General features: G+C 60.3%; 23 protein-coding genes and 1 pseudogene. 16 read left to right on the top strand and 8 right to left on the bottom strand.

All coding sequences use genetic code 11. From position 1 onward, the window contains the following. Positions 1-7: 7 nt before the first annotated feature. The 7 genes and pseudogenes from EJA71_RS27515 to EJA71_RS06545 form a co-directional block, all read left to right on the top strand. Positions 8-169, top strand: a pseudogene (locus EJA71_RS27515) (rubredoxin); the annotation flags it as partial. Continuing rightward, a complete protein-coding gene (locus tag EJA71_RS06520; protein WP_256671497.1) occupies positions 158-1,408 on the top strand; it encodes an FAD-dependent oxidoreductase in 1,251 nt (416 codons plus the stop codon). The pseudogene EJA71_RS27515 and the gene EJA71_RS06520, both read left to right, overlap by 12 nt. Positions 1,409-1,418: 10 nt before the next feature. Next, a complete protein-coding gene (locus EJA71_RS06525; protein WP_158955304.1) occupies positions 1,419-2,750 on the top strand; it encodes an FAD-binding oxidoreductase in 1,332 nt (443 codons plus the stop codon). Then, on the top strand, positions 2,747-3,115 hold the full coding sequence (locus tag EJA71_RS06530) for an ethanolamine utilization protein EutQ (RefSeq protein WP_158955306.1): 369 nt from the start codon (positions 2,747-2,749) through the stop codon (positions 3,113-3,115). The genes EJA71_RS06525 and EJA71_RS06530 overlap by 4 nt, the downstream gene beginning before the upstream one ends. A 60-nt stretch (positions 3,116-3,175) precedes the next feature. Further along, the gene (gene yddG / locus EJA71_RS06535) at positions 3,176-4,072 is read left to right on the top strand and encodes an aromatic amino acid DMT transporter YddG (protein ID WP_158955308.1); all 897 of its coding nucleotides are present in this window, start codon (positions 3,176-3,178) and stop codon (positions 4,070-4,072) included. A 91-nt stretch (positions 4,073-4,163) separates the two neighbouring features. Then, positions 4,164-4,997 (top strand): oxidoreductase, encoded by an 834-nt coding sequence (locus tag EJA71_RS06540; protein WP_158955310.1) that lies wholly within the window; start codon positions 4,164-4,166, stop codon positions 4,995-4,997. Positions 4,998-5,008: 11 nt separating this feature from the next. Continuing rightward, positions 5,009-5,947 carry an AraC family transcriptional regulator gene (locus EJA71_RS06545; protein WP_158955312.1) on the top strand — a complete coding sequence of 313 codons (939 nt, stop codon included), beginning with the start codon at positions 5,009-5,011 and terminating at the stop codon, positions 5,945-5,947. A gap of 5 nt (positions 5,948-5,952) precedes the next feature. Here the strand turns inward: EJA71_RS06545 and EJA71_RS06550 are convergent, their stop codons facing one another. The 4 genes from EJA71_RS06550 to EJA71_RS06565 form a co-directional block, all read right to left on the bottom strand. After that, positions 5,953-6,165, bottom strand: a complete 213-nt coding sequence (locus tag EJA71_RS06550) for a DUF2945 domain-containing protein (RefSeq protein ID WP_158955314.1) — start codon at positions 6,163-6,165, stop codon at positions 5,953-5,955. A gap of 29 nt (positions 6,166-6,194) precedes the next feature. After that, positions 6,195-6,395 carry a hypothetical protein gene (locus tag EJA71_RS06555; RefSeq protein ID WP_158955316.1) on the bottom strand — a complete coding sequence of 67 codons (201 nt, stop codon included), beginning with the start codon at positions 6,393-6,395 and terminating at the stop codon, positions 6,195-6,197. Positions 6,396-6,542: 147 nt separating this feature from the next. Beyond that, entirely contained in the window at positions 6,543-7,175 is a 633-nt protein-coding gene (ycaC, locus tag EJA71_RS06560) for an isochorismate family cysteine hydrolase YcaC (RefSeq protein WP_158955318.1), read from the bottom strand. Between the two features lie 172 nt (positions 7,176-7,347). Next, positions 7,348-7,932: a TetR/AcrR family transcriptional regulator gene (locus tag EJA71_RS06565; protein ID WP_158955320.1), complete on the bottom strand. Its 585-nt coding sequence runs from the start codon at positions 7,930-7,932 to the stop codon at positions 7,348-7,350. A gap of 211 nt (positions 7,933-8,143) precedes the next feature. Here EJA71_RS06565 and EJA71_RS06570 point away from each other — a divergent pair, with 211 nt between their 5' ends. After that, positions 8,144-8,821 carry a type 1 glutamine amidotransferase domain-containing protein gene (locus EJA71_RS06570; RefSeq protein WP_158955322.1) on the top strand — a complete coding sequence of 226 codons (678 nt, stop codon included), beginning with the start codon at positions 8,144-8,146 and terminating at the stop codon, positions 8,819-8,821. A gap of 83 nt (positions 8,822-8,904) precedes the next feature. Then, the gene (locus EJA71_RS06575) at positions 8,905-10,026 is read left to right on the top strand and encodes an alkene reductase (protein WP_158955324.1); all 1,122 of its coding nucleotides are present in this window, start codon (positions 8,905-8,907) and stop codon (positions 10,024-10,026) included. Positions 10,027-10,032: 6 nt separating this feature from the next. On the opposite strand, the gene EJA71_RS06580 is transcribed toward EJA71_RS06575, so the two are convergent. After that, a complete protein-coding gene (locus tag EJA71_RS06580) occupies positions 10,033-10,959 on the bottom strand; it encodes a Gfo/Idh/MocA family protein (RefSeq protein ID WP_158955326.1) in 927 nt (308 codons plus the stop codon). A 189-nt stretch (positions 10,960-11,148) separates the two neighbouring features. Between EJA71_RS06580 and EJA71_RS06585 the strand changes: the two genes are divergently transcribed. Then, positions 11,149-12,198 carry an NAD(P)-dependent alcohol dehydrogenase gene (locus tag EJA71_RS06585; protein ID WP_158955328.1) on the top strand — a complete coding sequence of 350 codons (1,050 nt, stop codon included), beginning with the start codon at positions 11,149-11,151 and terminating at the stop codon, positions 12,196-12,198. Positions 12,199-12,259: 61 nt separating this feature from the next. Here the strand turns inward: EJA71_RS06585 and EJA71_RS06590 are convergent, their stop codons facing one another. Further along, positions 12,260-13,192, bottom strand: a complete 933-nt coding sequence (locus EJA71_RS06590) for an AraC family transcriptional regulator (RefSeq protein ID WP_158955330.1) — start codon at positions 13,190-13,192, stop codon at positions 12,260-12,262. Between the two features lie 558 nt (positions 13,193-13,750). Here EJA71_RS06590 and EJA71_RS06595 point away from each other — a divergent pair. The 4 genes from EJA71_RS06595 (at position 13,751) to EJA71_RS06610 (ending at position 17,690) form a co-directional block, all read left to right on the top strand. Then, entirely contained in the window at positions 13,751-15,100 is a 1,350-nt protein-coding gene (locus EJA71_RS06595; protein ID WP_122854486.1) for an MFS transporter, read from the top strand. Positions 15,101-15,199: 99 nt separating this feature from the next. Then, positions 15,200-15,892, top strand: a complete 693-nt coding sequence (locus tag EJA71_RS06600; RefSeq protein ID WP_158955332.1) for a fumarylacetoacetate hydrolase family protein — start codon at positions 15,200-15,202, stop codon at positions 15,890-15,892. Between the two features lie 50 nt (positions 15,893-15,942). After that, a complete protein-coding gene (locus EJA71_RS06605) occupies positions 15,943-16,701 on the top strand; it encodes an SDR family oxidoreductase (RefSeq protein WP_158955363.1) in 759 nt (252 codons plus the stop codon). Positions 16,702-16,733: 32 nt separating this feature from the next. Then, the gene (locus EJA71_RS06610) at positions 16,734-17,690 is read left to right on the top strand and encodes a 2-hydroxyacid dehydrogenase (protein WP_158955334.1); all 957 of its coding nucleotides are present in this window, start codon (positions 16,734-16,736) and stop codon (positions 17,688-17,690) included. Between the two features lie 39 nt (positions 17,691-17,729). Here the strand turns inward: EJA71_RS06610 and EJA71_RS06615 are convergent, their stop codons facing one another. Next, complete coding sequence (locus EJA71_RS06615) at positions 17,730-19,856, bottom strand: TonB-dependent siderophore receptor (protein WP_158955336.1); 2,127 nt, start codon at positions 19,854-19,856, stop codon at positions 17,730-17,732. 278 nt (positions 19,857-20,134) lie between these two features. Between EJA71_RS06615 and EJA71_RS06620 the strand changes: the two genes are divergently transcribed. Both EJA71_RS06620 and EJA71_RS06625 read left to right on the top strand, forming a co-directional pair. Next, positions 20,135-21,673 carry a cryptochrome/photolyase family protein gene (locus tag EJA71_RS06620; protein WP_158955338.1) on the top strand — a complete coding sequence of 513 codons (1,539 nt, stop codon included), beginning with the start codon at positions 20,135-20,137 and terminating at the stop codon, positions 21,671-21,673. 137 nt (positions 21,674-21,810) lie between these two features. Further along, on the top strand, positions 21,811-24,273 hold the full coding sequence (locus tag EJA71_RS06625; protein ID WP_158955340.1) for a PAS domain-containing protein: 2,463 nt from the start codon (positions 21,811-21,813) through the stop codon (positions 24,271-24,273). Between the two features lie 71 nt (positions 24,274-24,344). Here the strand turns inward: EJA71_RS06625 and ycaC (EJA71_RS06630) are convergent, their stop codons facing one another. Next, a complete protein-coding gene (gene ycaC / locus EJA71_RS06630) occupies positions 24,345-24,977 on the bottom strand; it encodes an isochorismate family cysteine hydrolase YcaC (protein ID WP_090284017.1) in 633 nt (210 codons plus the stop codon). Positions 24,978-25,037 lie beyond the last annotated feature (60 nt).

Consider the following 25,037-nt stretch of genomic DNA (forward strand, 5'->3'; position numbering starts at 1 on the left):
CTGAACCATGAAAAAGTGGCTGTGCATTATCTGCGGGTTGATCTACGACGAAGCCCTCGGCTGGCCCGAGGACGGCATCCTCGCCGGCACCCGCTGGGAAGATGTGCCCGAAGACTGGCTGTGCCCGGAGTGCAAGGTCGGTAAAAGTGATTTCGAGATGATCGAGATCAGTGAAGCCCCGGCTCCGGTCGTCGCCGTCGGCATCAAACCAGTGATTGCGCCCGTCGTCGCACCAAAACCCTTGGCCGCTATTGCCGGCCCGGTGGTGATCATCGGCAGCGGTCATGCCGGTTACGGTTTGGCGGCGGCGCTGCGCAAGCAGGATCCGAACATCGACATTCGCGTGCTGACCCGTGAGTGCGGGCATGTGTACTCGAAACCGGCTCTCTCGATTGCTCTGGCTCAGGGGCGCAATGCGGCAGCCCTGGCCAGTGAAAGTCCGTTGGCCATCGAGCAGCGCTTGGGCATTCGCGTTTACCCGCACTGCCATGTCGAGCGCATTGACGTGCAGTCACGACGCCTGCACACCAACCTCGGCGAGATGAGCTACGGCCAATTGGTGCTGGCCAGCGGTGCGGCGCCCATTCGCATCCCGGTCGAGGGCGATGCGCAGGCCATGGTCAGCGTCAACAATCTCGCCGATTACCAGGCCTTCCGTACGCAACTCGAAGGCGTGCGGCGCATCGCGATTCTCGGTGATGGACTGATCGGCTGCGAGTTTGCCAACGACCTGGTCAGCAGTGGCTACGAGGTGCGCGTCATCGGCCTCGGCACGTGGCCGATGGAGCGCCTGTTGCCGCAAGCGGCCGGTGAGCATCTGCAAAAGGCTCTGACCGATTTGGGCGTGCACTGGAGTTTGCAAACCACGTTGCAGCGCATTGATCGCGGTGAAGATGGCTTCAACCTGAGCCTGGCCAACGGTGAAAAGCATCAGGCTGATCTGGTTTTGTCGGCAGTCGGCCTGCGCCCCAACCATGATTTGGCTATGGCCAGCGGCGTGGCGTGCGGACGCGGGATCAAGGTCGACGACTATCTGCAGACGTCCGCACCGGGAATTTACGCCTTGGGTGACTGCATCGAGATCAACGGGCAACTGCTGCCGTATCTGGCGCCGATCAATCAGGGCATCGAGGCCTTGGCCCGCACCCTGCTGGGACAGCCGACCGCCGTGCGTTATCCGCTTATGCCGGTGACGGTGAAAACCCCGGCGGCGCCGTTGTGCCTGTTGCCGGTGCCGTTCGATTGCACAGGCGAATGGCGCATCGAACCGACTGCCGATGGCCTGAGCGCGGCGTTTCACGACGACGCCGGTGCCCTGCGCGCCTTTGCCCTGCTCGGTCGGCAGGCACAGCAACAACGCAGCGTTTGGCTGCAGAACTGCCAACTCGCTCAATCCAACGTGGCCTGAGAACAACAATATGAACAACCGCGCTATTCACCTGCCACACGATGACCAGGACTGCGGCTGGTACGCCGCCCTGCCCGCACCCGCCGCGCCACGCCGGTTGACGGGTCGGCAACAGGTCGACTACGCCGTGATCGGCGCCGGTTTCGCCGGCCTGGCCGCCGCCCGCCAACTCGCCGACCACCAGCCCGATGCACACATTGTGCTGGTCGATGCTCAGCGTGTCGGTTACGGCGCGTCGGGACGCAACTCGGGTTTCGTCATCGACTTGCCGCACAAAATGGCCCTGGAACATCCCGATCCCGCGCACAAGCAGCGCCTGCTCGGCCTCAACCGTTCCGCCATCGCCCAGTTGCAGCGCTTGATCGGTGAACACCGAATTGACTGCCAATGGTCACACGCCGGTAAATATCAGGGCGCAGTCGGTGCGCGCGGCCTGGCGTATCTCGAGCATTTCGAACACTTGATGCGCGAACTCGGCGAGCCGTTTCGCAGTGTCGAGGGTGATGAGCTGGCCAACGTTCTCGGCACTCGCCATTACAGCCGTGCGGTGTACACGCCGGGCAGCTATCTGATGCAACCGGCGGCGTTGGTGCGCGGCTTGGCTGATTCGTTGCCGGGCAATGTCGAGTTGCTCGAAGAATCGCCGATTCAGGGTTTGCAACGTGACGCTCAAGGCCAATGGCTGTTGCAAGGTCGCGAAGGGCAAATCCGCACGCCGCGCCTGTTGTTGGGAACGAGCATTTTCACCCAGGAATTCGGCTATCTGCGCAGCCGTCTGTTGCCGGTGATGACGTTTGCCAGTTGGACCCGGCCGCTGACGCAGACCGAAATGGACGCCATCGGCATCCAGGCAGACTGGGGCCTGACGCCGGCCGACCACGCTGGCACTACGGTGCGCATGACCCAGGATCGCCGTTTGATGATCCGCAACACCTACAAGCATGTGCCGCGCTACGGCAAAAGCGTCAGTGACAGCACTCGCCAGGAGATCCGCGCCGGCCATCGCAAGGCGCTGGTGTCGCGCTATCCGCAACTGGCCAACGTTGAATTCACTCACACCTGGGGTGGCGTCTACGCGATCTCGCGCAACTTCACCAACTTCTTTGGTGAACTGGAAGACGGTGTCTACGCGACGGCTTGCGACAACGGAGTCGGCGCTGCATGGGGCACGGTGTCGGGGACGCTGCTGGCGGATCTGGCCGTCGGCGCCGACTCGCAATCGCTGCGCGATATTCGCAATGTCACCGGCATGCCGTCGCGCAATCCGCCCGAGCCGTTACTCGGGATGGGCGTCCGCACACGCATCCGCCTGGCCGCGTGGAACAGCCGGAGCGAACTGTGAGCCGCACCTCTGGAAAAGGCCCGGTGCGGCGGATCGACCATCGCGACCTCGACTTCGTTCATCGCGGCGGCCCGCCCGGTGGCGCGATGGTTGCTCGCGCGCTGAGCAACGAAGTCTCGCCGAATCTCGGCGTCGGCTTCGCGCGCTGGGAAGGCGCCGAGGTCAGCTGGACTTTGCTCTATGACGAAGTCATCTTTGTCATCGAAGGCTGCTTCGAGCTCAAGGCCAACGGCGAGCATCATCGGGTCGAACCCGGACAGATGCTGTGGATTCCCGAAGGCACCGAGCTCGTTTACGGCGGCCATGCATTGTTTGGCTACGTGGTTTATCCGGGAGACTGGAAACAACGACACGGTTTGAGCTGAAAGTGTGGCGCTGCCTGATCAGGCAGCGCAGTGAACAAACCGTCGCGATAGAGAGCGTTGATGTCAGTCAGAAGTGAGCGTGGCGCCACAGCCTGTGGCTTGTTGGCAATCCTGTTGTGGAGCACCGCCGCCGCGCTGATCCGTAGCGTCAGCGAGATGTTCGGCCCGTTGGGCGGTTCGGCGCTGATCTACTCGCTGGGCGCGGTGATGCTCGTTGCCCTGCTCGGCCGGCCGCGTTTGCGTGCGACGTCGTGGCGTTATCTGATCTGGGGCAGCGCGCTGTTTGTCGCCTATGAAGTGTGCTTGTCGCTGGCACTGGGTTTTGCCAGTAACCGGCATCAGGCCATCGAGTTGGGCGTGGTCAATTACCTCTGGCCATGCCTGACCGTGCTGCTGGCGATTGTCATGAACGGGCAAAAGGCGCGCTGGCTGATTGTGCCGGGCACCGCGCTGGCGTTGTTCGGCATCGTCTGGGTGGTCAGTGGCGAGGGACTTTCCGTTGACTCGATTGTGGCCAACGTCCAATCCAACCCGTTGAGCTACAGCCTGGCGTTGGCCTGCGCGATCACTTTTGCCTTGTACTGCAACATCACTAGGCGCTATGCCGGCGGACAGAATCTGGTGGTGTTGTTCTTTGCGCTGACCGCCCTTGTGCTGTGGGGCAAATACGCCTTGAGCAGTGAGGTGATCCCGCCGTTCAGCCTGCGCAACAGCCTCGAATTGATCGCCGCGAGCACCGCCATGGCCGGTGGTTACGCGTTGTGGAATATCGGCATCTTGCGCGGCAACCTCACCCTGCTCGCCACCGCTTCGTATTCGGCGCCAGTGTTGTCCTCGGCGTTTGCATCCGTTTGGCTCGGGGCGGCGCTGGCCGCTCAGTTCTGGCAAGGTGCGGTGCTGGTGACGGTGGGCTCGCTGCTGTGTTGGTGGGCGACTCGTCAACACAGCGACGCCTGATAGGAATAGGCAAGGCTCCAAGACAAACCGGCATAGGTGCCTCGCTGCCTGATCGCTACCATGACTTCACACCAGCCTTTGGGAGATTGTCATGAACCGTAGCAAAACCCTGTTCATCACCGGCGCGAGCAGCGGCTTTGGCCACGCCCTGGCGAAAGAAGCGCTGGCTGCGGGCCACCGCGTCATCGGTACGGTGCGCAATGAAACCGACCTGCAAAACTTCCAGTCGCTGTCCCCGGACAATGCACACGCCGTGCTGCTGGATGTCACCGACTTTCAGCGGATCGACAGCGTCGTCGCCCAGGTGGAAGCGACTCACGGCCCGGTCGATGTGCTGGTCAACAACGCCGGTTACGGTCACGAAGGCATCTTCGAAGAATCGCCGCTGGAGGACATGCGCCGGCAGTTCGACGTCAATGTGTTCGGCGCGGTCGCCGTAACCAAGGCCTTCCTGCCCTATTTTCGTCAGCGCCGCGCGGGGCACATCCTCAACATCACGTCCATGGGCGGCACGATCACGATGCCCGGCATCGCCTATTACTGCGGCAGCAAATTTGCCCTTGAAGGAATCTCCGATACCCTGAGCAAAGAGCTGCAGCCCTTCAATATCTTCGTCACCGCGGTGGCGCCCGGCTCGTTTCGCACGGACTGGGCTGGCCGCTCGATGCAACGCACCGCGCGCAGCATTGCTGACTACGACGCCAGTTTTGACCCGATCCGCCAAGCCCGGGAAGAGAAAAGCGGTAAACAGCTCGGCGATCCGCAAAAGGCTGCGCAAGCGATGCTGCAGATCATCGCCAGCCCGACGCCGCCCGCCCATCTGCTGCTCGGTAGCGATGCTTTATCGCTGGTGCGGGACAAGCTGCAACGGGCCCTCGACGAGATCGATCAATGGCAAGCCCTGACCCGCTCCACCGACCATTGACAGAGGACGCAATGACCCAGGCCGACGCAACCACCGCCCGCATGGTGCAACTCATGGAGACCCTCGCGCCGGTCGAGGGCTACAACCTCAGCGCGCTCGATGACGTGCGTTTTCTGCGCTCGAATCGGCCGCTGACCCGCACCCCAGTGCTGTATGACCCGGGCATCGTCATCCTCTGCCAGGGTCGCAAACGCGGTTATCTGGGCGAGGACACCTACGTCTATGACGCTCAGCATTACCTTGTCGTCTCTGTGCCGATTCCCTTCACCATGGAGACCGACGCCACGGCCGCCGAGCCGATGCTCGCGATTTACATGCACCTGGATTTCCATCTGGCCAGCGAGTTGATGCTGCAAGTCGATGAGGTGCACGGCGCCAGCGATGCCCAACCCAAAGGCATGTACGCCTCGCCGATGGACGACGCGTTGCGCGCCACAACCTTGCGTTTTCTTGAGGCGATGAGCGTGGCCGGTGAGGCGCAGATCCTCGGGCCGGCGCTGGTACGGGAGATCTATTACCGCATTCTCACGGGCGAGCAAGGAGGCTCAATGCGCGCCGCGCTGCAGCGTCAGGGGCATTTCGGCAAGGTCAGCCGAGCGATCCGCAAGATCCACAGTTGCTATCAGCAACGCCTCGACATCGAGCAACTGGCCCACGAAGCGAGCATGAGCGTGCCAAGTTTTCACCTGCACTTTCGCAGCGTGACCGATACCTCGCCGATGCAGTACCTGAAGTCGACACGCTTGCATCAGGCCCGGTTGCTGATGCTGCGCCAGTCCATGAGCGCATCGGCGGCAGCGTTCGACGTCGGCTATGAAAGTGCCTCGCAATTCAGCCGCGAGTTCAAACGCTTTTTCGGGCGGACGCCGCAGGCCGAGATTGAATGGATGAAGGCGACGTATGCGTTGCCGGCACCGACAACGCCTTCAGAATATGTTTCGTCGCATTAGATCGGTCACTTCGCGGGATGAAGCGCGGCCGCGTGATGCATCGCCAGATGCCCGGTCTTGTCACTTTTGACTTCGTATTGCGGCGCTTCCTTCGAAGCAGGCCGATGGCGCCCCATGAACTCGACATCCCGTGTGTGCACTTTGACAACCTTGCCGCGAATCTCGCCGGCCTCGCTGTTCCAATGAACCGCGTCGCCGACCTTGAATGACGTGCTCATGGTCTGCCCTCAACCGTTGTTCAATCGAGTCATTGCGACTCAGGATGCTCACTCGACACCGAGTTGTTGGCCGCCACATCCGACATGTCTTCATCAAGCGGCGCCTCGTCATCGGCGGGCAATGGAACCTCGGGCTGATCGCGTTTCGGGTCATGCCCCGTCTCATTGTCGGTGGTTCGGGTCACGTCTTGCTGTGACCGGTTGCCCGGTGCATTTTCATCGATGTCCATGCCTGGCTCTCCGTACTGACACACGGGAAATCCGTGCCTAAACGTGAGAGGCAACAGCGCAGCGCAAGTGCCGGGCACTGGACGAACGGCGCGCGAACGAAAAAAGCCTGCTTTTCAGGGCAGGCTTTTCGCGGGGTGAGTTTGGACTTATTTCTGTTGCGTGGTCAGCGCCGAGTAGCTGTTCATCAGGTTGCGATAGTTAGGAATGCGCTGCGACAGCAGATTGCCCAGGCCTTCGATGTCGTTGCGCCAGTCGCGGTGCAACTCACACGCCACCGAGAACCAGTTCATCATCTGCGCGCCGGCCTGGGTCATGCGGCTCCATGCTGCCTGCTGCACCGTGGTGTTGAAGGTGCCGGACGCATCGGTCACCACAAACACATCAAACCCTTCCGCCAGCGCCGACAAGGTCGGGAACGCTACGCACACATCCGTCACCACACCGGCAATGATGATCTGCTTGCGGCCGGTGGCTTTGATCGCCTTAACAAAGTCTTCGTTGTCCCAAGCGTTGATCTGGCCTGGACGGGCAATGTACGGCGCATCCGGGAACATCTCTTTCAACTCCGGCACCAGCGGACCGTTCGGGCCTTGTTCGAAACTCGTGGTGAGGATGGTCGGCAGATCGAAGAACTTGGCCAGATCAGCCAGGGCCAGCACGTTGTTCTTGAATTCGTTCGGCGAGAAGTCCTGCACCAGCGAAATCAGCCCGGTCTGGTGGTCAACCAGCAGCACGATTGCGTCGTCTTTGTTCAGGCGGTTGTAGGTTGGAGTGGTCATGGTCTGCGTCCCTTTTCGAAGTTGGAGTTTGTTGTTGCGTTCAAGTTGGGTACAGATTACTGACGCATCGAAAAGGGATAAATCGGCTGGAATGTGTTTCACCGTCAACTCGAACGGGACAATAGAGATGCAAGTACTCTATGAACGATGAGAGGCTTAAGCCAAAACGGCCTCAGACCCGCAAAAGCTGTTTGGTCATCGCCATCGATGTGTTCAGCGATTGCCCTGTCCGTTGCAGTTTGTTTAGCAAACTCGCACCCAGCCACAGCTGATACAACGTCTCCGCCAGATGCCGCGCGTCGCCAGTAGGCAGGCTCTTTTGCGTCTGGCCTTCTTCGATGCACACGCTAATGCGCGCCACCACGCGCTCGGCACCATCGCGCAAGGTCAGGCGCATCGACTCGGACAAATCGGCGACCTCGGCGCTGAGCTTCACCACCAGACACTCATCGCCGTGTCCTTCGAGGGTGCAGCGATTTTGCCAGCCCTGCCAGTAGTCCATCAGCCGCTCAAACGCCGTCAGCCCCGGCAGCGTCAGGCGTCGCTCCATGTCGGCGAGGTAGCCGACGAAGTAATCCTCGAGCAAGGCCTGGCCATACAGCTCTTTGGATTTGAAATAGTGATAGAACGAACCCTTGGGCACGCCGGCGGTTTGCAGGATTTCATTCAGGCCAACACTGGTGAAGCCCTTCTCGGCCATCATTCGGTGGCCGGTGTCGAGCAAGTGTTGGCGTGTATCGTCGTAAGTCGGTTTCATGGGGCGCAAAGTCCAGACAATAGACCAGTCGTATATTTCATAGGCTGCGGAGTTTGCCACAGCCAAGCGGGAAAAACCTCCGTCGAAAAAAATTACTAGACGACTGGTCTAATAGGAAACTATGCTGCGCTTCGTCAACCTAATTCAACGGGTGTCGATGCGACACGAATGCCTCGTGCAGCGCTACCACCTGACCAACCCAGGGTGCTCTATGAAAATCTTGATGGTTCTGACTTCCCACGATCAGCTCGGCGACACCGGCAAAAAAACCGGTTTCTGGCTGGAAGAGTTCGCCGCCCCTTACTACGCCTTCAAGGACGCGGGCGCCGACGTTACGCTGGTGTCGCCAGCCGGTGGCCAGCCTCCGCTCGATCCGAAAAGCGATGAGCCCGATGCGCAAACCGCCGAGACCGATCGCTTTCGCAAAGACCCGGCTGCCCAGCAGGCATTGGCCAATACCGGTCTGCTGGCCGATGTGAGTGCCGACGATTTCGATGCCGTGTTCTACCCAGGTGGCCACGGCCCGCTCTGGGATCTGGCTGAAGACAAACACTCCATCGCCCTGATCGAAGCGTTCGACCGCAGCAACAAGCCGCACGGTTTTGTCTGCCATGCGCCCGGCGTACTGCGTCATGTACTCGCCGCTGACGGCAAACCGCTGATCCAGCATCGCGAAGTGACCGGTTTCACCAACGCCGAAGAAGCCGCCGTCGGCCTGACTGACGTGGTGCCGTTCCTCATCGAAGACGAGTTCCAGCGCCTCGGCGGCTACTATTCGAAAGTCGCGGACTGGCAGGTTCATGTGGTCGTCGATGGAAAACTGGTAACCGGTCAAAACCCCGCCAGCTCTGCCGCTGTCGCTGAAAAGCTGCTGAAGATCTTGGGCTGAGCCGAGCGTCTACATCCTCTGAACGCCGTGCGTGTTGCACGGCTTTTTTTTCGCTTACTCAATAGTTGACTGGTCTAATAAATATGAATAGCGCCTACTTCACCCCTGCAAAACTGGGTCTGCATACCCTGAAAAACCGCATCGTCCTGCCACCGCTGACACGTCAGCGCAGCACGCAACCGGGCAACGTTGCCAATGAGCTGATGGCCGAGTATTACCAGCAGCGTGCCGGCGCCGGTCTGCTGGTGACCGAGGGCACGCAGATCGAACCGCGAGGCCAGGGCTACGCCTGGACACCCGGGATTCACAGCCCTGAGCAAATCGCCGGATGGCGCAAAGTCACCGAAGCGGTGCATGCCGTGGACGGCGTGATTTTCGCCCAGCTCTGGCACGTTGGCCGTGTATCCCACACCGCGTTGCAGCCGGGTGGCGCCGCTCCCGTGTCTGCCTCCGCCGTGGCCACTGACCGGGTCAGCGTGTTCATCGAAACCGCGCCCGGGGCCGGCGAACTGGTGCCACCGTCCGCGCCGCGCGCGCTGAGCACCGACGAAGTCCAGGATTTGGTTCAGCTGTACATTCAAGCGGCGCGCAATGCGATGGAAGCCGGGTTCGACGGCATCGAGCTGCACTGCGCCAACGGTTACCTGGTCAACCAGTTCATCTCCGCCCACAGCAACCTGCGCACCGATCAATACGGTGGCTCGCTGCACAATCGCCTGCGCTTTCTGAAGGAAGTGGTGGCCGGCGTCGCCGAGTGCATCGGCAAGGAAAAAGTCGGCGTTCGGTTTGCGCCGCTGTTCACCACCACCGATGAAGCGCGGACCTATCTGGGCATGGTCGAGGAAGATCCTCACACCACCTACATCGAGGCGATCAAGGTCCTGGAAGACGTGGGCATTGCCTACCTGTCCATCGCCGAAGCCGACTGGGACAACGCCCCGGCGATGCCGCAGACATTTCGTCAGGCGGTGCGCGACACCTTCAGCGGCGCGATCATTTACGCCGGGCGCTACAACGCCGAATCAGGTGCGCGTCTGCTCGACTCCGGGCTGGCGGACTTTGTCGCGTTCGGTCGCCCGTTCATGGCCAACCCGGACCTGCCAGCGCGCATTGCCAATGACTGGCCGTTGAATGCGCTGAATCCCGCCACGGTGTATGGCGGGACTGGTGAAGGCTATGTCGATTACCCGGTTTACAGCGCCTAGTCAGCGCTAGTCATAAAACGCCTCGACTGACACTCGGCTGCCGACAAAAAAACTGTCGGCCACGAGGCGCAGCGGCTGCAAATCCAGATCGCTGACCTTGTCAGCGATCAACTGCTGGAAATGCCGATACACCGCCGGATATTCACCCTCCTCCGACACCGTTTGGCGCACCCCGTCGATGCTCAACAGTGCGCCACCGTTGTCCAGACGCAGTGTGCCTTCGGCGCAGCGAATCTCGATGCTCCAGAGTTCGTCGTGGCCATGGGCAAAATCGAATTCGGCACGCACATCGAGGTGGCGCGCGTCAGACATCTTGATCGACGCGGCAATCGGCGATTGGCAGTTGCTTGGCACGCGCAGTTCTGCGGATTCGACAAACAGCGGCAGTTCGAGCAAATGGGTAACGATCGACAAGGCATTGATGCCCGGATCGAAGACGCCGAGGCCACCCGGTTGCCAGATCCATGTCTGGCCGGGATGCCACTTGCGCACGTCTTCTTTCCAATCGATCTGCACGCTTTGCAAGGTGCGCGAGGCGAGCCAGTCACGCGCGGCTTCGATCCCCGGCGCGTAACGCGAATGCCAGGCGAACAAGGCGCTGACGCCCTGCTCCGCAGCCAGATCAACCAGCGCCTGCGCTTCCCCCAAGGTCGCGCACGGCGGCTTTTCCACCAGCACATGTTTGCCCGCAGCCAATGCCTGTTGCACTAAAGCGAAGCGCCCTTGTGGCGGTGTGCAGAACGCAATCGCGTTTACCGCCGGGCCGTTTTCCAGCAACTCAGCCAACGACTGAAAGTTTTCCACGCCGGCGCAAGGCTTGCCCTGGGTGGCGACAGACACCAGCGTAAACGCCGGATTGGCGAGGATCGCCGGCACATGTTGATCCTGGGCAATCTTGCCGTAGCCCACCAGACCGAGACGAATCGGTTGCATCAATGACTCCGTTTTTTATCTTGTTTTAGTCAGCGAGTCGGCAGATTAACGGCAAACGCGTCGGACGTCTGTCAACGCAACGTCACAACGACTCACAGGATCAGGCAAGGATTGCACAGGAATGCACTAGTGCGCGGCCCGGCGGAACCGCAAGAATGGTCCCACGACCAAACGATTGAGGATGTTCCCATGCTTGTACAAGCCTACGGCGCCCACGCTGGCGACAAACCCCTTGAGCCGATGCAGATCAACCGTCGCGAACCTGCGGCCCACGATGTGCAGATCGACATTGCCTTCTGCGGCATCTGCCATTCGGACCTGCATCAGGTCCGCGCCGAATGGGCCGGGACGCAATTCCCCTGTGTGCCGGGGCACGAAATTGTCGGTCGCGTCGCGGCCGTCGGCGCCCACGTCGCGGATTACAAAGTCGGTGATCTGGTCGGTGTCGGCTGCATCGTCGACAGCTGCAAACACTGCGACGACTGCGAAAGCGGCCTGGAAAACTATTGCGACGGCATGATCGGCACCTATAACTTCCCGACCCCGGACGCACCGGGCTGGACGCTGGGCGGCTATTCGCAAAACATCGTCGTGCATGAACGCTACGTGTTGCGCATTGGCCATCCCGAGGCGCAATTGGCCGCCGTCGCGCCACTGCTGTGTGCCGGCATCACCACCTACTCGCCACTGCGTCACTGGAACGCCGGGCCCGGCAAGAAAGTTGGCGTGGTCGGTATCGGTGGCCTCGGTCACATGGGCATCAAACTGGCCCACGCCATGGGCGCGCACGTTGTCGCCTTCACCACCTCGGAATCCAAGCGCGAAGCGGCAAAAGCACTCGGTGCCGATGAAGTTGTGGTCTCGCGCAACCCGGAAGAAATGGCCGCGCATGCGAAAAGTTTCGACCTGATCCTCAACACCGTCGCCGCGCCGCACGACCTCGACGCCTTCCTCGTGTTGCTCAAGCGCGACGGTGCCTTGACCCTGGTCGGCGCGCCCGCCACCTCGCACCCGTCACCGAACGTGTTCAACCTGATCATGAAGCGTCGCACCATTGCCGGCTCGATGATCGGCGGCATTGCCGAAACCCAGGAGATGCTGGATTTCTGCGCCGAACACGGCATCGTCTCCGACATCGAATTGATCCGCGCCGATCAAATCAACGATGCCTACGAGCGCATGCTCAAGGGCGATGTGAAATATCGATTCGTGATCGATAACGCGACGTTGGCAGGCTGAAAAGCAGCATCAGCGGGCGAAGCGTCGCAGTACGTCGAACAGGTTCTGGCGAAAGGCAACGTCAGGTATTGAGCGGCGATTGCGGCGTATCGGGATTGAGTTGCCGGCGGCGAAATTGTCCCGGCGGCTGGCCGTGAATCTGGCGAAAACGTCGGGAGAAATACGCTTCGTCCGCGAAGCCGCACAGCCGCGCCACTTCGCCCACCGAGCGCGTGCTGTTGAGCAGGAAATTGCGCGCCGCATGCATCCTGCGTTCGAGTACCAGTTCGGTGAAGGTCTTGCCGATTTCCTTGCGCAGCCAGTGCGTCAGGTAGGTCGGTGACAGGTACGTCGCAGCCGCCACTTTGATCAGATTGAGGTCGGGGTCGGCGATGTTCTTGCGCAAGTACTCGAACATTCGGCTCAGCGCATCCCGGCGGCTGACCTCGGCCGCATTCTCTTCGGCCAGACGCTTGAGTGGTTCGGCATACAGAAAGCACACGCTGCCAATCAGTTGCAGCAACAAGCCCTTGAGCATTTCACGCGTACCGAACTGACGATTCTCGTCGAGGGTGCGCATCTGCTCGATCAAGCCACAGACTTTGTGGAAATCCTGATCGCCCAAAATGAAATCCAGATGTTCCTGAAAACGGAATGGCGACAACTCAGGTGCCAGGAGGATTGACACTTCTTCCAGATCCATCGGATCGCACTGCAAATGCGGCAAGAGAAAGGTCTGGGAAAAATTGATCACCATGAAATTGCTGTCCGCCGGGTGCGGGATCACATGCATGCGGTGCGGCAGGATGAACGCCAGCGTGTTACGCGGGAATGGACGCACGACGTTGCCGATGTGCTGCACGGTGTCGCCACCGAGGTTGACCTGAATCTGGAAATACTCGTGACGATGGGGCCCGGTCTCGGCCCGACGGCCCTTTTTGTCGCGGATATAGAAGTCCGTCAGTTCGCTGCGCTGCTGCATGACATAGGTGGGAATACGACTGGGGGACGACATCGGCGCGGAATCCTCGACAGGTATTTACAGTGAACAGGCGACCTTCATCTTGCCGACAAGCCGGCCAGGCACGCAAGCAGTCATACGACGACATCCATCTGAAACGATTTTTTCGTCTTCACGGTGGCGTTTTGCCTGTCCAAAAGATCCTGTAACTACGTGGAATATTTTTCCATTAATTATCAATGGCTTGAAAAACTAATCAGATGAAAACCTCGGCCACTCCCTCATTTGAATTCTTGGACACGTTTAACAACGCGATTCCCATAGAGAAAAAATGATCTAACCCATCGGTTGATTTACCAATGTTGTACGACCACTGTTGAACGACGCAGCCCAACCTCCTCCAAAAATAATCAAAGGTGTGCACGTCATGAAGTTGCTATTGCCCCTCGCCGCCCCTCCCGACATCTCTCCGATCACGCCGCCCGCAAGACGTCTCTGAACGTCCGACGCCGGCAGCCAGTTCCGTTCGATTGCTATGCCCCGACCCTCGCGGGCAACGCCTTCGGCTGCTCGAAAACATCTCGATTCTTCTAACAATAACGAGGTTTCTTCATGTCCAACTCACATGCTTCCCAAGCCAGCGTGCCGCCAGTGATCGCCGGCCCCCGAGACGCCGTGGTGCCGCAACGCCTGCCCTCACGACGTCGCTGGTTCATGCTCTCGCTGCTGCTGATTGCGACGATCATCAATTACATTGACCGGGTAAACATTTCGATCGCCGCACCGTTCATGGCCAAGGATCTGGGGCTGGACAAGATCGAGATGGGCCTGATTTTCTCGGCATTTGCCTGGACGTATGCCTTGGCCCTGGTGCCTGCCGGGTTTATCGCCGATCGCTTCGGTTCGCGCTTCACTTACGGCGTTTCACTGATCAGTTGGTCAACGGTGACCGTGTGCCAAGGGTTTGCCACGGGCTTCGCCTCCTTGTTCGGCTTGCGTCTGGCGGTCGGCGCCATGGAGGCCCCGGCATTTCCGGCCAACAGCCGCGCGGTCACGGTGTGGTTCCCGGCGCGAGAACGCGGGCTGGCGAGCAGCATTTACGTGTGCGGCCAATACCTGGGAACGGCGCTGTTTACCGGCGCCCTGCTCTGGCTGGCGACAACCTTCGACTGGCGTCACGTGTTCTACAGCACCGGCGTACTCGGCATCGTATTCGGCGTGTTGTGGCTGTATCTGTATCGCGACCCGTTGAACTGCAAGAAAGTCAGCAAAGCCGAATTGCAATACATCGAAGCCGGTGGCGGCTTGGTCAAAAGCAGTCAGGAGCGCACAAAATTCAACTGGCGACAGATCGCTGAATTGTTCAGCTATCGGCAAATCTGGGCGATTTGCATCGGCAAGTTCGCCAGCACCTCGGCGCTGTATTTCTTCCTGACCTGGTTCCCCACCTACCTGATCGAAGAACGCAAATTGACCATGATCAAGGCCGGGATCTTCGCCGTCCTGCCATTCGTGGGCGCCACGGTCGGCATCCTTCTCGCCGGCATTGTCTCGGACTTGCTGATCCGCCGTGGCTACTCGATGTCATTTGCCCGCAAGTTGCCGCTGGTGATCGGCTCGATGCTGGGCATGTCCATCGTGCTGGTGAATTTCACCGACTCGAACCTGATCTGCATTGCCGTGCTGACCATCGCGTTCTTCGCGCAAGGCATCGCGTCATCTTCGTGGGCAGCGGTGTCAGAAGTGGCGCCCAAGGAACTGATCGGGCTGACCGGCGGGATCACCAGCCTGGCCGCCAACATTGGCGGCATTGTTACGCCGATCGTGATTGGCGCGATTGTTCACGCCACCGGTTCATTCGCCTGGGCCTTCTGGTTTATCGGCGGCGTGGCCCTGATCGGCACCCTCTCCTATTCGCTGTTGCTGGGCCGCTTGTACCGCATCGAATTGAAAGTGCGTTGAGCCCACGAACACCGTTTTCTCCAACAAGAGGCGGCATTCGTCCAACTTCGCCAACGATTGCCGCCGTACGCTGACTCTCCAGACAAGGACAACAACAGGATGAACATGACCGAATACGCCTTCACCCCGGACCTGCCCGTGACCTTGCCCATCGTCGGCACTGAACAACGGTTTCCCGTCGGTCGAGTGTTTTGTGTCGGCCGTAATTACCCATGGCCAGATACCCAGGGGCAGTCGCGCCAGCCGCCGGTGTTTTTCATGAAACCTTCGAGCAGCGTTGTCGATGCTATCGGTGAGGTGGCGTTCCCGTCGCTGACCGAAGACTTCGCCCACGAAATCGAACTGGTGGTGGCCATCGGTGAAGGCGGCGCCAATATCCCTGAGAACGAGGCCCTGGCTTATGTCTGGGGCTACGCCGCCGGGCTCGACCTGACCCGTCGCGATGTTCAGCGCACCGCCAAGAGCAGCGGTTTGCCGTGGGAAGGTGCCAAGGTGTTCGACGGCGCCGCACCGATGACGGCGATTGTGCCGGTGACGCGCGCCGGCCATCCCGAAGGTGAGCTGTGGCTGAACGTCAACGGCGAGGAGCGGCAGCGCGACAGCCTCGACAGCCAGATCTGGTCGGTCGCTGAAGTCATCAGCCGGATCTCCCGATCCGTGGCGCTCAGGGCCGGCGACTTGATCATGACCGGCAGCCCGGCCGGCGTCGACGGATTGCATCCGGGCGATGTGATCAACGCCGGAATCGACGGTATCGGCCAACTCGAAATGCGCGTCGGCCCACGGGCCTGAACCGCTCGCACGCCTTTGTGATTTGAAGACAGGAGAACAACAACATGTCCATCACTCAACCTCTGAAAGTCGCGCTGGTCACCGGCGCCGGTAGCGGTATCGGCCGCAGCGTAGCGCTGGGTTTGCTGGCCGACGGTTACACCCTGGTCCTCGCCGGGCGCCGGCCGGAACCTTTGCAGGCCCTGGTCGAACTGGCGGCGAGCGAAGGCCACGAAGCCTTGGCGGTGCCTACCGATGTGCGCGACCCGGCCAGTGTCGATGCGCTGTTCGCAACCATTGCCGAAGTTTACGGACGTCTGGATGTGGTCTTCAACAATGCCGGGGTCAATGCCCCCGCCGTGCCCCTGGACGAACTGACGTTCGAACAATGGCGAAACGTGATCGACACCAATCTCAACGGGGTCTTCCTGTGTGCCCGTGGCGCCTTCGGACTCATGCGTCGCCAGCAGCCTCAGGGCGGCCGGATTATCAATAACGGTTCGATTTCGGCACACACACCGCGTCCGTTCAGCAGTGCCTACACCGCCAGCAAACATGCGGTGCTGGGGCTGACCAAATCCCTGGCGCTGGACGGTCGCGAGTTCAACATCGCGTGCAGCCAGATCGACATCGGCAACGCCTTGACCGAAATGTCGGTGCGCATGACCAAAGGCGTACGCCAGGCCAACGGCACAATCGCCGTCGAGCCGATGGTCGACGTCAAGCATGTCGCCGATGCCGTGCGCTATATCGCTGGCCTGCCGCTGTCGGCCAACGTTCTGAACATGACGGTCATGGCCACCGCCATGCCGTTTGCCGGCCGCGGTTGAGCCGGCCTTTTTATTCGGTAAGTGAGGTTCACATGAAGCCAGAAGTCTTGCAGCTCAGCCCGATCCTGATACCTGAAATCAATGCGCGTCTCGACGAACTGTTTACCGTTCGACGCTACTTTCAGCAGGCGGACAAACCGGCCTATTTGCAGGAACACGGTGCCAATATTCGCGGCGTGATCACCGGCGGCCACACCGGCATCACCCAGGCAGTCATGGCGCAACTGCCCAAACTCGAAGTGGTGGCGGTCAACGGCGTGGGCACCGATGCCGTTGACCTGGCCTACGCCCGGGATCGCGGAATCCGCGTGACGGCGACCATCGGCGCGTTGACCGAGGACGTCGCCGACCTCGCCATCGGCTTGCTGCTGTCGGTATGCCGCGGCCTGTGCACCAGCGATCGCTACGTGCGCTCCGGCCAATGGCCGCACAGCGCGACACCGCTGGCACCGTTGCCTCTGGCGCGCCAGGTGTCCGGCATGCGTGTCGGCATCGTCGGCATGGGCCGGGTTGGCCGTGCGGTCGCCACTCGCGCCGCCGCATTTGGCTGTCCGATCAGCTACACCGATCTGCAACCGATGAGCGATGTGAACCACACCTTCGTTGCCGACCTCAAGCAGTTGGCCCGCGACAGCGATGCGCTGATTCTCGCGGCCGCTGCCGACAAGGCTGAAGCCATCATCAACGCCGAAGTGCTGCAGGCACTGGGCAAGGATGGTTATCTGATCAACGTGGCACGCGGCAAACTGGTCAACGAGGCCGATCTGGTGGCGGCCTTGGCCGGGGGCGAAATTGCCGGTGCCGGGCTGGACGTGTTCGTCGATGAACCGAACGTGCCAGAAGCCTTGTTCGGCAACGAACACGTGGTATTGCAGCCGCACCGCGCCAGCGCGACATTGCAGACGCGGACGCGAATGGGGGAGATGGTGGTGGCCAGTCTGCTGGACAGCTTTGCCGGCAAAACACCGCAAGGATGCGTCACCGGCTAAGCCCTGATCCCAGCGGGGGCGAACAGCCCCCGCTGCGAATCACAACGTATAGGCAATCCCGACCTGCAGCGTTCTCGGCGCACCGGGATAGGCGTAGACGTTGCCGAACGCGCCTTCTTCGTAATCACGGTCAAACAGGTTTTTCACGTCGAGGTTGAGCCGCACTTTGTCATTGACCTTGTAGAAACCGAGCAGGTCGACGACGGTGTAGCTGCCCATCGAGAACGCGGTGTTGGCCGTTTGCCCGGCGCGCTCATCGACATACTTCAACCCTGTGCCCAGACCCAGGCCTTTGAAAGTACCGTCCTGAAACTCATAGACGTTGAGCAGGCTGAAGCTGTTCTGCGGGATGTTCATCAGGCGTGTGCCCGAACGAATCACATTGTCCTTGGTGACCTCGGCATCCACATAGGCGTAGCCGCCGATCACTCGCCACTCGGGGGTGAGATTGCCGGCGACGTTCAGGTCAAAACCACGACTGCGCACTTCTCCCGCCGCCACACTGAACGTCGAGTCCACGGGATCGGTGGTCAGCACGTTACGCTTTTCGATCTGATAGATCGCGGCATCGACGCTCAACTGTTGATCCAGTGCCTCCCACTTCACCCCCATTTCCCAGGATTTGCCTTTCTCGGGTTCAAAACCACCGCCCTGGCGACTGGCCCCGGTGTTGGGCTTGAACGAGCGCGCGGTGTCGGCGTACAGCGCAACCGTGTCGGTCAAGTCATAGGAAACGCCTAGGCGCGGCGTGACCGCGTTGTCACTGGCCTGCCAGTTTTTGCCGCCCGGCACATAAGTTTCATAATCGTGTTCGAAACGCTCGAAACGCGCCCCAGCGAGCACTTTCAAGCGCTCGGTCAGTGCCACTTGATCCTGCACAAACGCTGCGTAGGTCTTGAGGTTTTCTTTGTCGTGAGTCGGTGTCCGGGTCAATGCCGGGCGAGGCTGACCGTAGACCGGGTTGAAAATGTCGATCGGGTAGGCGCTGATCGCACCGCTGGAGCGCTGGATAATCGACTGGTAGTCGTAATCTTCGTATTCGACGCCGGTCAGCAATGTGTGCTGCAAGCCGCCCAGGGTGAAGTGACCGGTCAGGTTGAGTTGAGTGTCCTTGTCCGTCCACTCGAGCTTGCGGTAGTTGAAGTTGCGCCCCAGGGTTCGACCGTCAGCGCCGATGCCATTCGCCTCGATCGCGTCGCCCTTGAGCGAGCCATCAAGCCACTGGAAACCGCCGCCCAATGTCCAGTCATCATTGAGCATGTGCTCGAAACGCAACTGCGCCATGTTGTTGTCGTTATGCAACTTGCCAACGTCTTTCTCGCCGAAGAACGTGTCACGCGAGGCGGTGCCGATCTGCTTGGGGTAGCGCGTGACGCCACGGTCCAGCGGCGCGTTGTTGCGCATGAAGTCGCCCTCGAAGATCACGCGGGTAGCGTCGGTCGCCTGCCAGGTCACGACCGGCGCCACACCATAGCGCTCAGTCTCGACATGATCGCGGAAGGTATCCCCGCCCTCGCCGATGACATTGAGTCGGTAAGCCAGTCGACCGTCCTCGTCGATCGGACCGGAAGCGTCCAGCGTCCCGCGCTTCATGCCTTGGTCATTCAGTTGGCTGCCCAATGTGACCTTGCTTTCTGGCAATGGCTGCTTGGAAACCACGTTGAAAGTGCCGCCCGGATCGCCACGTCCGTACAGCATCGTGGCCGGGCCGCGCAGCACCTCCAGACGTTCAATGGTGTTGGCGTCGGGCATGTTCGGATAGCCGCGATTGATCGGGAAACCATTGCGGTAAAACTCGCCGGTGGTGAAGCCGCGCACGGTAAACGTGGTCAGCCCCTGTCCGCCAAAATTGTTCGCCCGGCCTACGCCACCGGCGTAATCCAGGGCGTCCTGCAGACGCGTGGCGCCGAGGTCTTCGACGGCATCCTGGGACACCACACTGATCGATTGAGGCGTTTCGTGGATCGAGGTATCGGTGCGCGTGGCGCTGGCAGAGCGCGTGGCGCGATAGCCTTGCACCGGCCCGTCGGCACGTTCGTAATCTGCGGCACCGATGACATCAGTGGCTTCGAGCTCCAAAGCTGAAGTTGTTGCATCGGTCTCTTCAGCCCACGCAGAAGGCGACAAGGCTTGCAGCACGCAAATGGAAAGCAGAGTTCGACGCATGGGGGTGAGAACCTTACGAATAAGCCAAAACGGAGGGCGGAACTGCCAGCAAAACGCGGCGCATGGTATACCAGTTTCGCGTAATTGACACTTATTCTTATTTGCCGCGAGAGTCAGGAATACCGAGCCAGTCCGCTTCGTGGCGAATGGCGCAATTTTTAGGGTGCTTCCAAGAGCAAAATGCTGCTTTTCTCTTGATTCACCGGCAAAAACCTATACACCAACTACAATCTGTACAACTATCCAGCGTTATCGCTTATTACGCTGAACCCGTGCCCATGAACAAAACCCAACGGCTGTGCCTGGTCCTCGGTGACCAATTGTCTTTTGATCTGGCTTCACTGACAGGTCTGGATCGCGCGCACGACAGTGTGCTGATGGTCGAGGTCATGGAGGAAGCCACCCATGTTGCCCATCATCCGCAAAAGATCGCGCTGATCTTCAGCGCCATGCGTCACTTCGCTCAGGCGCTGCAGCAGCAGGGTCTGCGCGTGCATTACGTGACCCTCGACGACCCGCAGAACAGCGGCTCGGTATCCGGCGAATTAAGGCGCTGGCAGGCGCACCTGCAGGCGAGCGAATTGCACCTGACCGAATGCGGCGACTGGCGTCTGGAGCAGTCGCTCAAGGATTGCGGCTTGCCGATCCACTGGCATGCCGACAACCGTTTCCTCTGCGGTCGCGACGAATTCCGCGCGTGGGCTGCTGGCAAAAAGCAGTTGCGCATGGAGTTTTTCTATCGCGAGATGCGCCGCAAAAGTCGCCTGTTGCTCAACGGTGACGGCACGCCGGTCGGCGGTGCGTGGAACTTCGATGAAGACAATCGCAAAACCTTGCCTAAACACGTAAAGGCGCCCTACCCAGTTGGTTTTGCCAACGATGCAATCACCCTCGACGTGCTCGCACTGGTCAAAGAACGCTTCGCCAGTCACTACGGCAGCCTGGATACGTTCAACTACCCGGTGACCCACGCCGACGCCCAGGCGTTGTGGGTGTGGTTTCTCTACTACGGCCTGGCTGGGTTTGGCGATTATCAGGACGCCATGGCCAGCGACGAACCGTTTCTGTTCCATGCGCGCATCAGCGCTGCGCTCAATATTGGCTTGCTCGACCTGCGGCAGCTGTGCAGCGATGTCGAGTCTGCCTATTGGTCCGGCAGCATCGCACTGAACGCGGCTGAGGGTTTCATCCGTCAACTGATTGGCTGGCGCGAATACGTGCGTGGCGTTTACTGGCTGACCATGCCCGAGTACGCCGAGGGCAATGCTTTCGGTAACACCCGGCCTTTGCCCGAGTTTTACTGGACCGGCGCCACGCAGATGAACTGCATGCGCCAGGCCATCGGCCAAAGCCTCAAGCACGCCTACGCCCATCACATTCAGCGCCTGATGGTGACCGGCAATTTCGCCCTGCTCGCCGGCATCGCGCCGAGTCAGATCTGTGAGTGGTATCTGGCCATTTACATGGACGCGTTCGATTGGGTCGAGCTGCCCAATACCCTCGGCATGGTCATGCACGCCGATGGCGGTTACCTCGGCTCCAAGCCTTATTGCGCCAGCGGCCAGTACATCAATCGGATGTCCGACTACTGTCGCGACTGTGCTTACTCGGTGCGCGAAACCACGGCTGACAACGCTTGCCCGTTCAATGCGTTGTATTGGCACTTTCTGATGCGCCACGGCGACCTGCTGCGCGGCAATCAGCGCATGGGCATGATGTACAAAAACCTCGATCGCATGCCGCAAGAAAAGCAGCAGGCACTGTGGCAACGCGGGCAGAGTCTGCTCGACCGACTGGATCGCGGCGAATCGTTATGAAACGCGCAAGCCTTGGACCTCGTGCAACTTAAACCAGTGGCCTCGGGTCAATGGCTGACAAAACTTGTGAAGCTCACGGCCGTTCGTTGGATAAACGCTGATTGCGCGCAAGCAAGACAACTCACAACGCAAGAAGGGTGGACATCCTGAAACAGCTTAATCGCGAGGAGCTTGAGTCCGAGGTCACGCGCCTGCGTCTGGCCGTCAAGGCGACCAGCGATGCCGTCTGGGACTGGGATCTGACGACGGACAAGATCCGCTGGAGCGACGCGCTGCAGGAGGCCTATGGCTACGCGTCGACGGCCATCGAACCCACCTGTGACTGGCGGTTTGCGCAGATCCACCCGCAGGATCGCGCGCGGGTCGAGACCTCCATTCGCGCGGCGATCGATGGCGCGGGCACTGTCTGGAGCGCTGAATATCGCTTCCGCTGTGAGGACGGTTCCTACGCCGAAGTGCTGGATCGCGGCCATCTGATCCGCAATATCGAGGGCCAGGCCGAACGCATGATCGGTGCGATGCTCGACCTGACCCGCTCGCGCAGCGCCGAATCCGCACTGCGCCGCAGCGAGGAGCGCTTCAGCACCATTCTGGAAACCATCGAAGCCGCGTTCGCCATCGTCAAAGTCAAATTCGACGCCGACGACCGCCCGATCGACTATTGCTTCGTCGAAGCCAACCCAGCGTTCGAACGTCAGGCCGGCGTCAATTTGCGCGGCAAGTGGGTGACCGAGTTCGCGCCCAATCTGGAAAGCTTCTGGTTCGAAACTTACGGCCATGTCGCCAAGACCGGCGAGCCGGCGAACTTCGAGAATTACGCCAATACCTTCGAACGCTGGTTCGACGTGCGCGCCGTGCGTGTCGGCGACCCGGCCGAACGGCAGATTGCGATTTTCTTCAGCGACGTGACCGAGCGCCGCGATGCGCAAGAACGCTTGCGCATCAGCGAAGCCGTCGCTCGGGAAAACGTCGAGCGCGTGCAACTGGCCCTCTCCGCAGGCGCCATTATCGGCACTTGGCACTGGCATTTGCCTTCCGATCGCTTCAGCGTCGATGAAGCCTTCGCTCGGGTGTTCAACCTTGATCCAGCGCTGGGCCGTGACGGTCTGAGCCTGGAGCAAGTGGTGAGGACCGTGCACCCCGATGACCGCGATGGACTCACGACAGCGATCAATGAAGTCATCGCCCGCGGCGGCCCCTACTCTCACCAGTACCGGGTCTGCGGTGCCGATGGTCATTACACCTGGATTGAAGCGAACGGGCGCGTTGAATGCGCTGAAGACGGCACGCCGCTGCGCTTTCCCGGCGTGCTCATCGATGTCGAAGACCGGCGCAATGTCGAAGCCGAGCGCGACCGCGTCACCGCCGCCCTGAAAGCGCTCAACGACACACTGGAACAGCGGGTTTCGGCGCGTACCGCTGACCTTATGCAGGCCGAAGAAAAGCTGCGCCAATCGCAAAAAATGGAAGCGGTCGGGCAACTCACCGGCGGTCTGGCCCATGACTTCAACAACCTGCTGGCGGGCATCTGCGCATCGCTTGAGCTGATGGAAAAGCGCATCGCCCAAGGCCGTGTGAACGACATCGACAAATACATGCTGATCGCCCAGGACGCCGCCAAACGCGCGACCGCCCTGACCCATCGCCTGCTGGCTTTCTCCCGCCGCCAGACCCTCGATCCGCGACCGACCGCAATCAATGCGCTGATCGCCGGCATGAGCGAGCTGATCCAGCGCACGGTTGGCCCGAGCATTCGCCTGAAGACAGTGACCGCCGCCGATCTCTGGCCGGCGCTAGTCGATGCCAGTCAACTGGAAAACGCCCTGCTCAACCTGTGCATCAACGCCCGCGATGCGATGCCCGATGGCGGCAGCATCACCGTCGAAACCGCCAATCGCGCCCTGGATGCCGAAGCGGCGCGGCTGCTGGACATGCCTGAAGGGCAATACTTGTGTCTGTCCGTCACGGACACTGGCACGGGCATGAGCGCTGAATTGATTGCCAAAGCCTTCGATCCGTTTTTCACCACCAAGCCGCTGGGCCAAGGCACCGGGCTGGGGCTTTCGATGATTTACGGCTTTACCAAGCAATCCGGCGGACAAGTCCGGGTGCAATCGACCGTGGGTCACGGCACCACGATGTTGATTTACCTGCCGCGCTACTGCGGCGAGGCACTGAACCATCACGATGACGCGCAAAGCATGACCTCACCGCAAACAAAGGCAGGTGAGACCATCCTGATTGTCGACGACGAACCCACCGTGCGCATGCTGCTCAAGGATGTGCTGATCGACCTCGGTTACAACCTGCTGGAAGCGGGCGACAGCGTTGAGGGGCTTGAAGTCCTGCGCTCCAACGCGCACATCGATTTGCTCATCACCGATGTCGGTTTGCCGGGCGGCATGAACGGCCGGCAGATGGCCGATGCAGGCAGGCAAATCAGGCCCAAGCTGAAGACCTTGTTCATTACCGGGTATGCGGAAAACTCGGTGATCGGTAACGGTCAACTCGGCCCGGGCATGCAGGTGCTGACCAAACCCTTCGCCGTCGACACCTTGGTTTCACGGGTCGGTGGCCTGTTGGCCATCGACGACGAATGAGCGTCGCGCACGGTACTTCAAATAGCTGAAGCCCGCTTTTCAGGGCAGGCTTCAGGTTGAATCGCGTCGGCTTACTTTTGCTGAGCCGTCAGCGCCGAGTAGCTGTTCATCAGGTTGCGGTAGTTAGGAATCCGCTGCGACAGCAAATTACCCAGGCCTTCAATGTCGTTGCGCCAGTCGCGGTGCAACTCACACGCCACCGAGAACCAGTTCATCATCTGTGCGCCGGCCTGGGTCATGCGACTCCATGCTGCCTGCTGCACGGTGGTGTTGAAGGTGCCGGACGCATCGGTCACCACGAACACATCAAACCCTTCCGCCAGCGCCGACAAGGTCGGGAACGCTACGCACACATCCGTCACCACACCGGCAATGATGATCTGCTTGCGCCCAGTAGCCTTGATCGCTTTGACGAAGTCTTCGTTGTCCCAAGCGTTGATCTGGCCTGGACGGGCAATGTACGGCGCATCCGGGAACATCTCTTTCAACTCTGGCACCAGCGGACCGTTCGGGCCTTGTTCAAAACTGGTGGTGAGGATGGTTGGCAGATCGAAGAACTTGGCGAGGTCAGCCAAGGCCAGCACGTTGTTCTTGAACTCGTTCGGCGAGAAGTCCTGCACCAGCGAAATCAGCCCGGTCTGATGGTCAACCAGCAGCACGATAGCGTCGTCTTTGTTCAGGCGGTTGTAGGTTGGAGTGGTCATGGTCTGCGTCCCTTTTCGAAGTTGGAATTTGTTGTTGCGTTCAAGTTGGGTACAGATTAC

Source organism: Pseudomonas sp. PB106, from assembly GCF_009764645.1.
Classification (GTDB): Bacteria; Pseudomonadota; Gammaproteobacteria; order Pseudomonadales; family Pseudomonadaceae; genus Aquipseudomonas.

Excerpts from the sequence above, each read along its gene's own strand:
- EJA71_RS06520 (WP_256671497.1), top strand. The coding sequence starts at position 158 with ATGATCGAGATCAGTGAAGCCCCGGCTCCGGTCGTCGCCGTCGGCATC.
- EJA71_RS06525 (WP_158955304.1), top strand. The coding sequence starts at position 1,419 with ATGAACAACCGCGCTATTCACCTGCCACACGATGACCAGGACTGCGGC.
- yddG (WP_158955308.1), top strand. The coding sequence starts at position 3,176 with ATGTCAGTCAGAAGTGAGCGTGGCGCCACAGCCTGTGGCTTGTTGGCA.
- EJA71_RS06540 (WP_158955310.1), top strand. The coding sequence starts at position 4,164 with ATGAACCGTAGCAAAACCCTGTTCATCACCGGCGCGAGCAGCGGCTTT.
- EJA71_RS06545 (WP_158955312.1), top strand. The coding sequence starts at position 5,009 with ATGACCCAGGCCGACGCAACCACCGCCCGCATGGTGCAACTCATGGAG.
- EJA71_RS06550 (WP_158955314.1), bottom strand. The coding sequence starts at position 6,165 with ATGAGCACGTCATTCAAGGTCGGCGACGCGGTTCATTGGAACAGCGAG.
- EJA71_RS06555 (WP_158955316.1), bottom strand. The coding sequence starts at position 6,395 with ATGGACATCGATGAAAATGCACCGGGCAACCGGTCACAGCAAGACGTG.
- ycaC (WP_158955318.1), bottom strand. The coding sequence starts at position 7,175 with ATGACCACTCCAACCTACAACCGCCTGAACAAAGACGACGCAATCGTG.
- EJA71_RS06565 (WP_158955320.1), bottom strand. The coding sequence starts at position 7,932 with ATGAAACCGACTTACGACGATACACGCCAACACTTGCTCGACACCGGC.
- EJA71_RS06570 (WP_158955322.1), top strand. The coding sequence starts at position 8,144 with ATGAAAATCTTGATGGTTCTGACTTCCCACGATCAGCTCGGCGACACC.
- EJA71_RS06575 (WP_158955324.1), top strand. The coding sequence starts at position 8,905 with ATGAATAGCGCCTACTTCACCCCTGCAAAACTGGGTCTGCATACCCTG.
- EJA71_RS06580 (WP_158955326.1), bottom strand. The coding sequence starts at position 10,959 with ATGCAACCGATTCGTCTCGGTCTGGTGGGCTACGGCAAGATTGCCCAG.
- EJA71_RS06585 (WP_158955328.1), top strand. The coding sequence starts at position 11,149 with ATGCTTGTACAAGCCTACGGCGCCCACGCTGGCGACAAACCCCTTGAG.
- EJA71_RS06590 (WP_158955330.1), bottom strand. The coding sequence starts at position 13,192 with ATGTCGTCCCCCAGTCGTATTCCCACCTATGTCATGCAGCAGCGCAGC.
- EJA71_RS06595 (WP_122854486.1), top strand. The coding sequence starts at position 13,751 with ATGTCCAACTCACATGCTTCCCAAGCCAGCGTGCCGCCAGTGATCGCC.
- EJA71_RS06600 (WP_158955332.1), top strand. The coding sequence starts at position 15,200 with ATGAACATGACCGAATACGCCTTCACCCCGGACCTGCCCGTGACCTTG.
- EJA71_RS06610 (WP_158955334.1), top strand. The coding sequence starts at position 16,734 with ATGAAGCCAGAAGTCTTGCAGCTCAGCCCGATCCTGATACCTGAAATC.
- EJA71_RS06615 (WP_158955336.1), bottom strand. The coding sequence starts at position 19,856 with ATGCGTCGAACTCTGCTTTCCATTTGCGTGCTGCAAGCCTTGTCGCCT.
- EJA71_RS06620 (WP_158955338.1), top strand. The coding sequence starts at position 20,135 with ATGAACAAAACCCAACGGCTGTGCCTGGTCCTCGGTGACCAATTGTCT.
- ycaC (WP_090284017.1), bottom strand. The coding sequence starts at position 24,977 with ATGACCACTCCAACCTACAACCGCCTGAACAAAGACGACGCTATCGTG.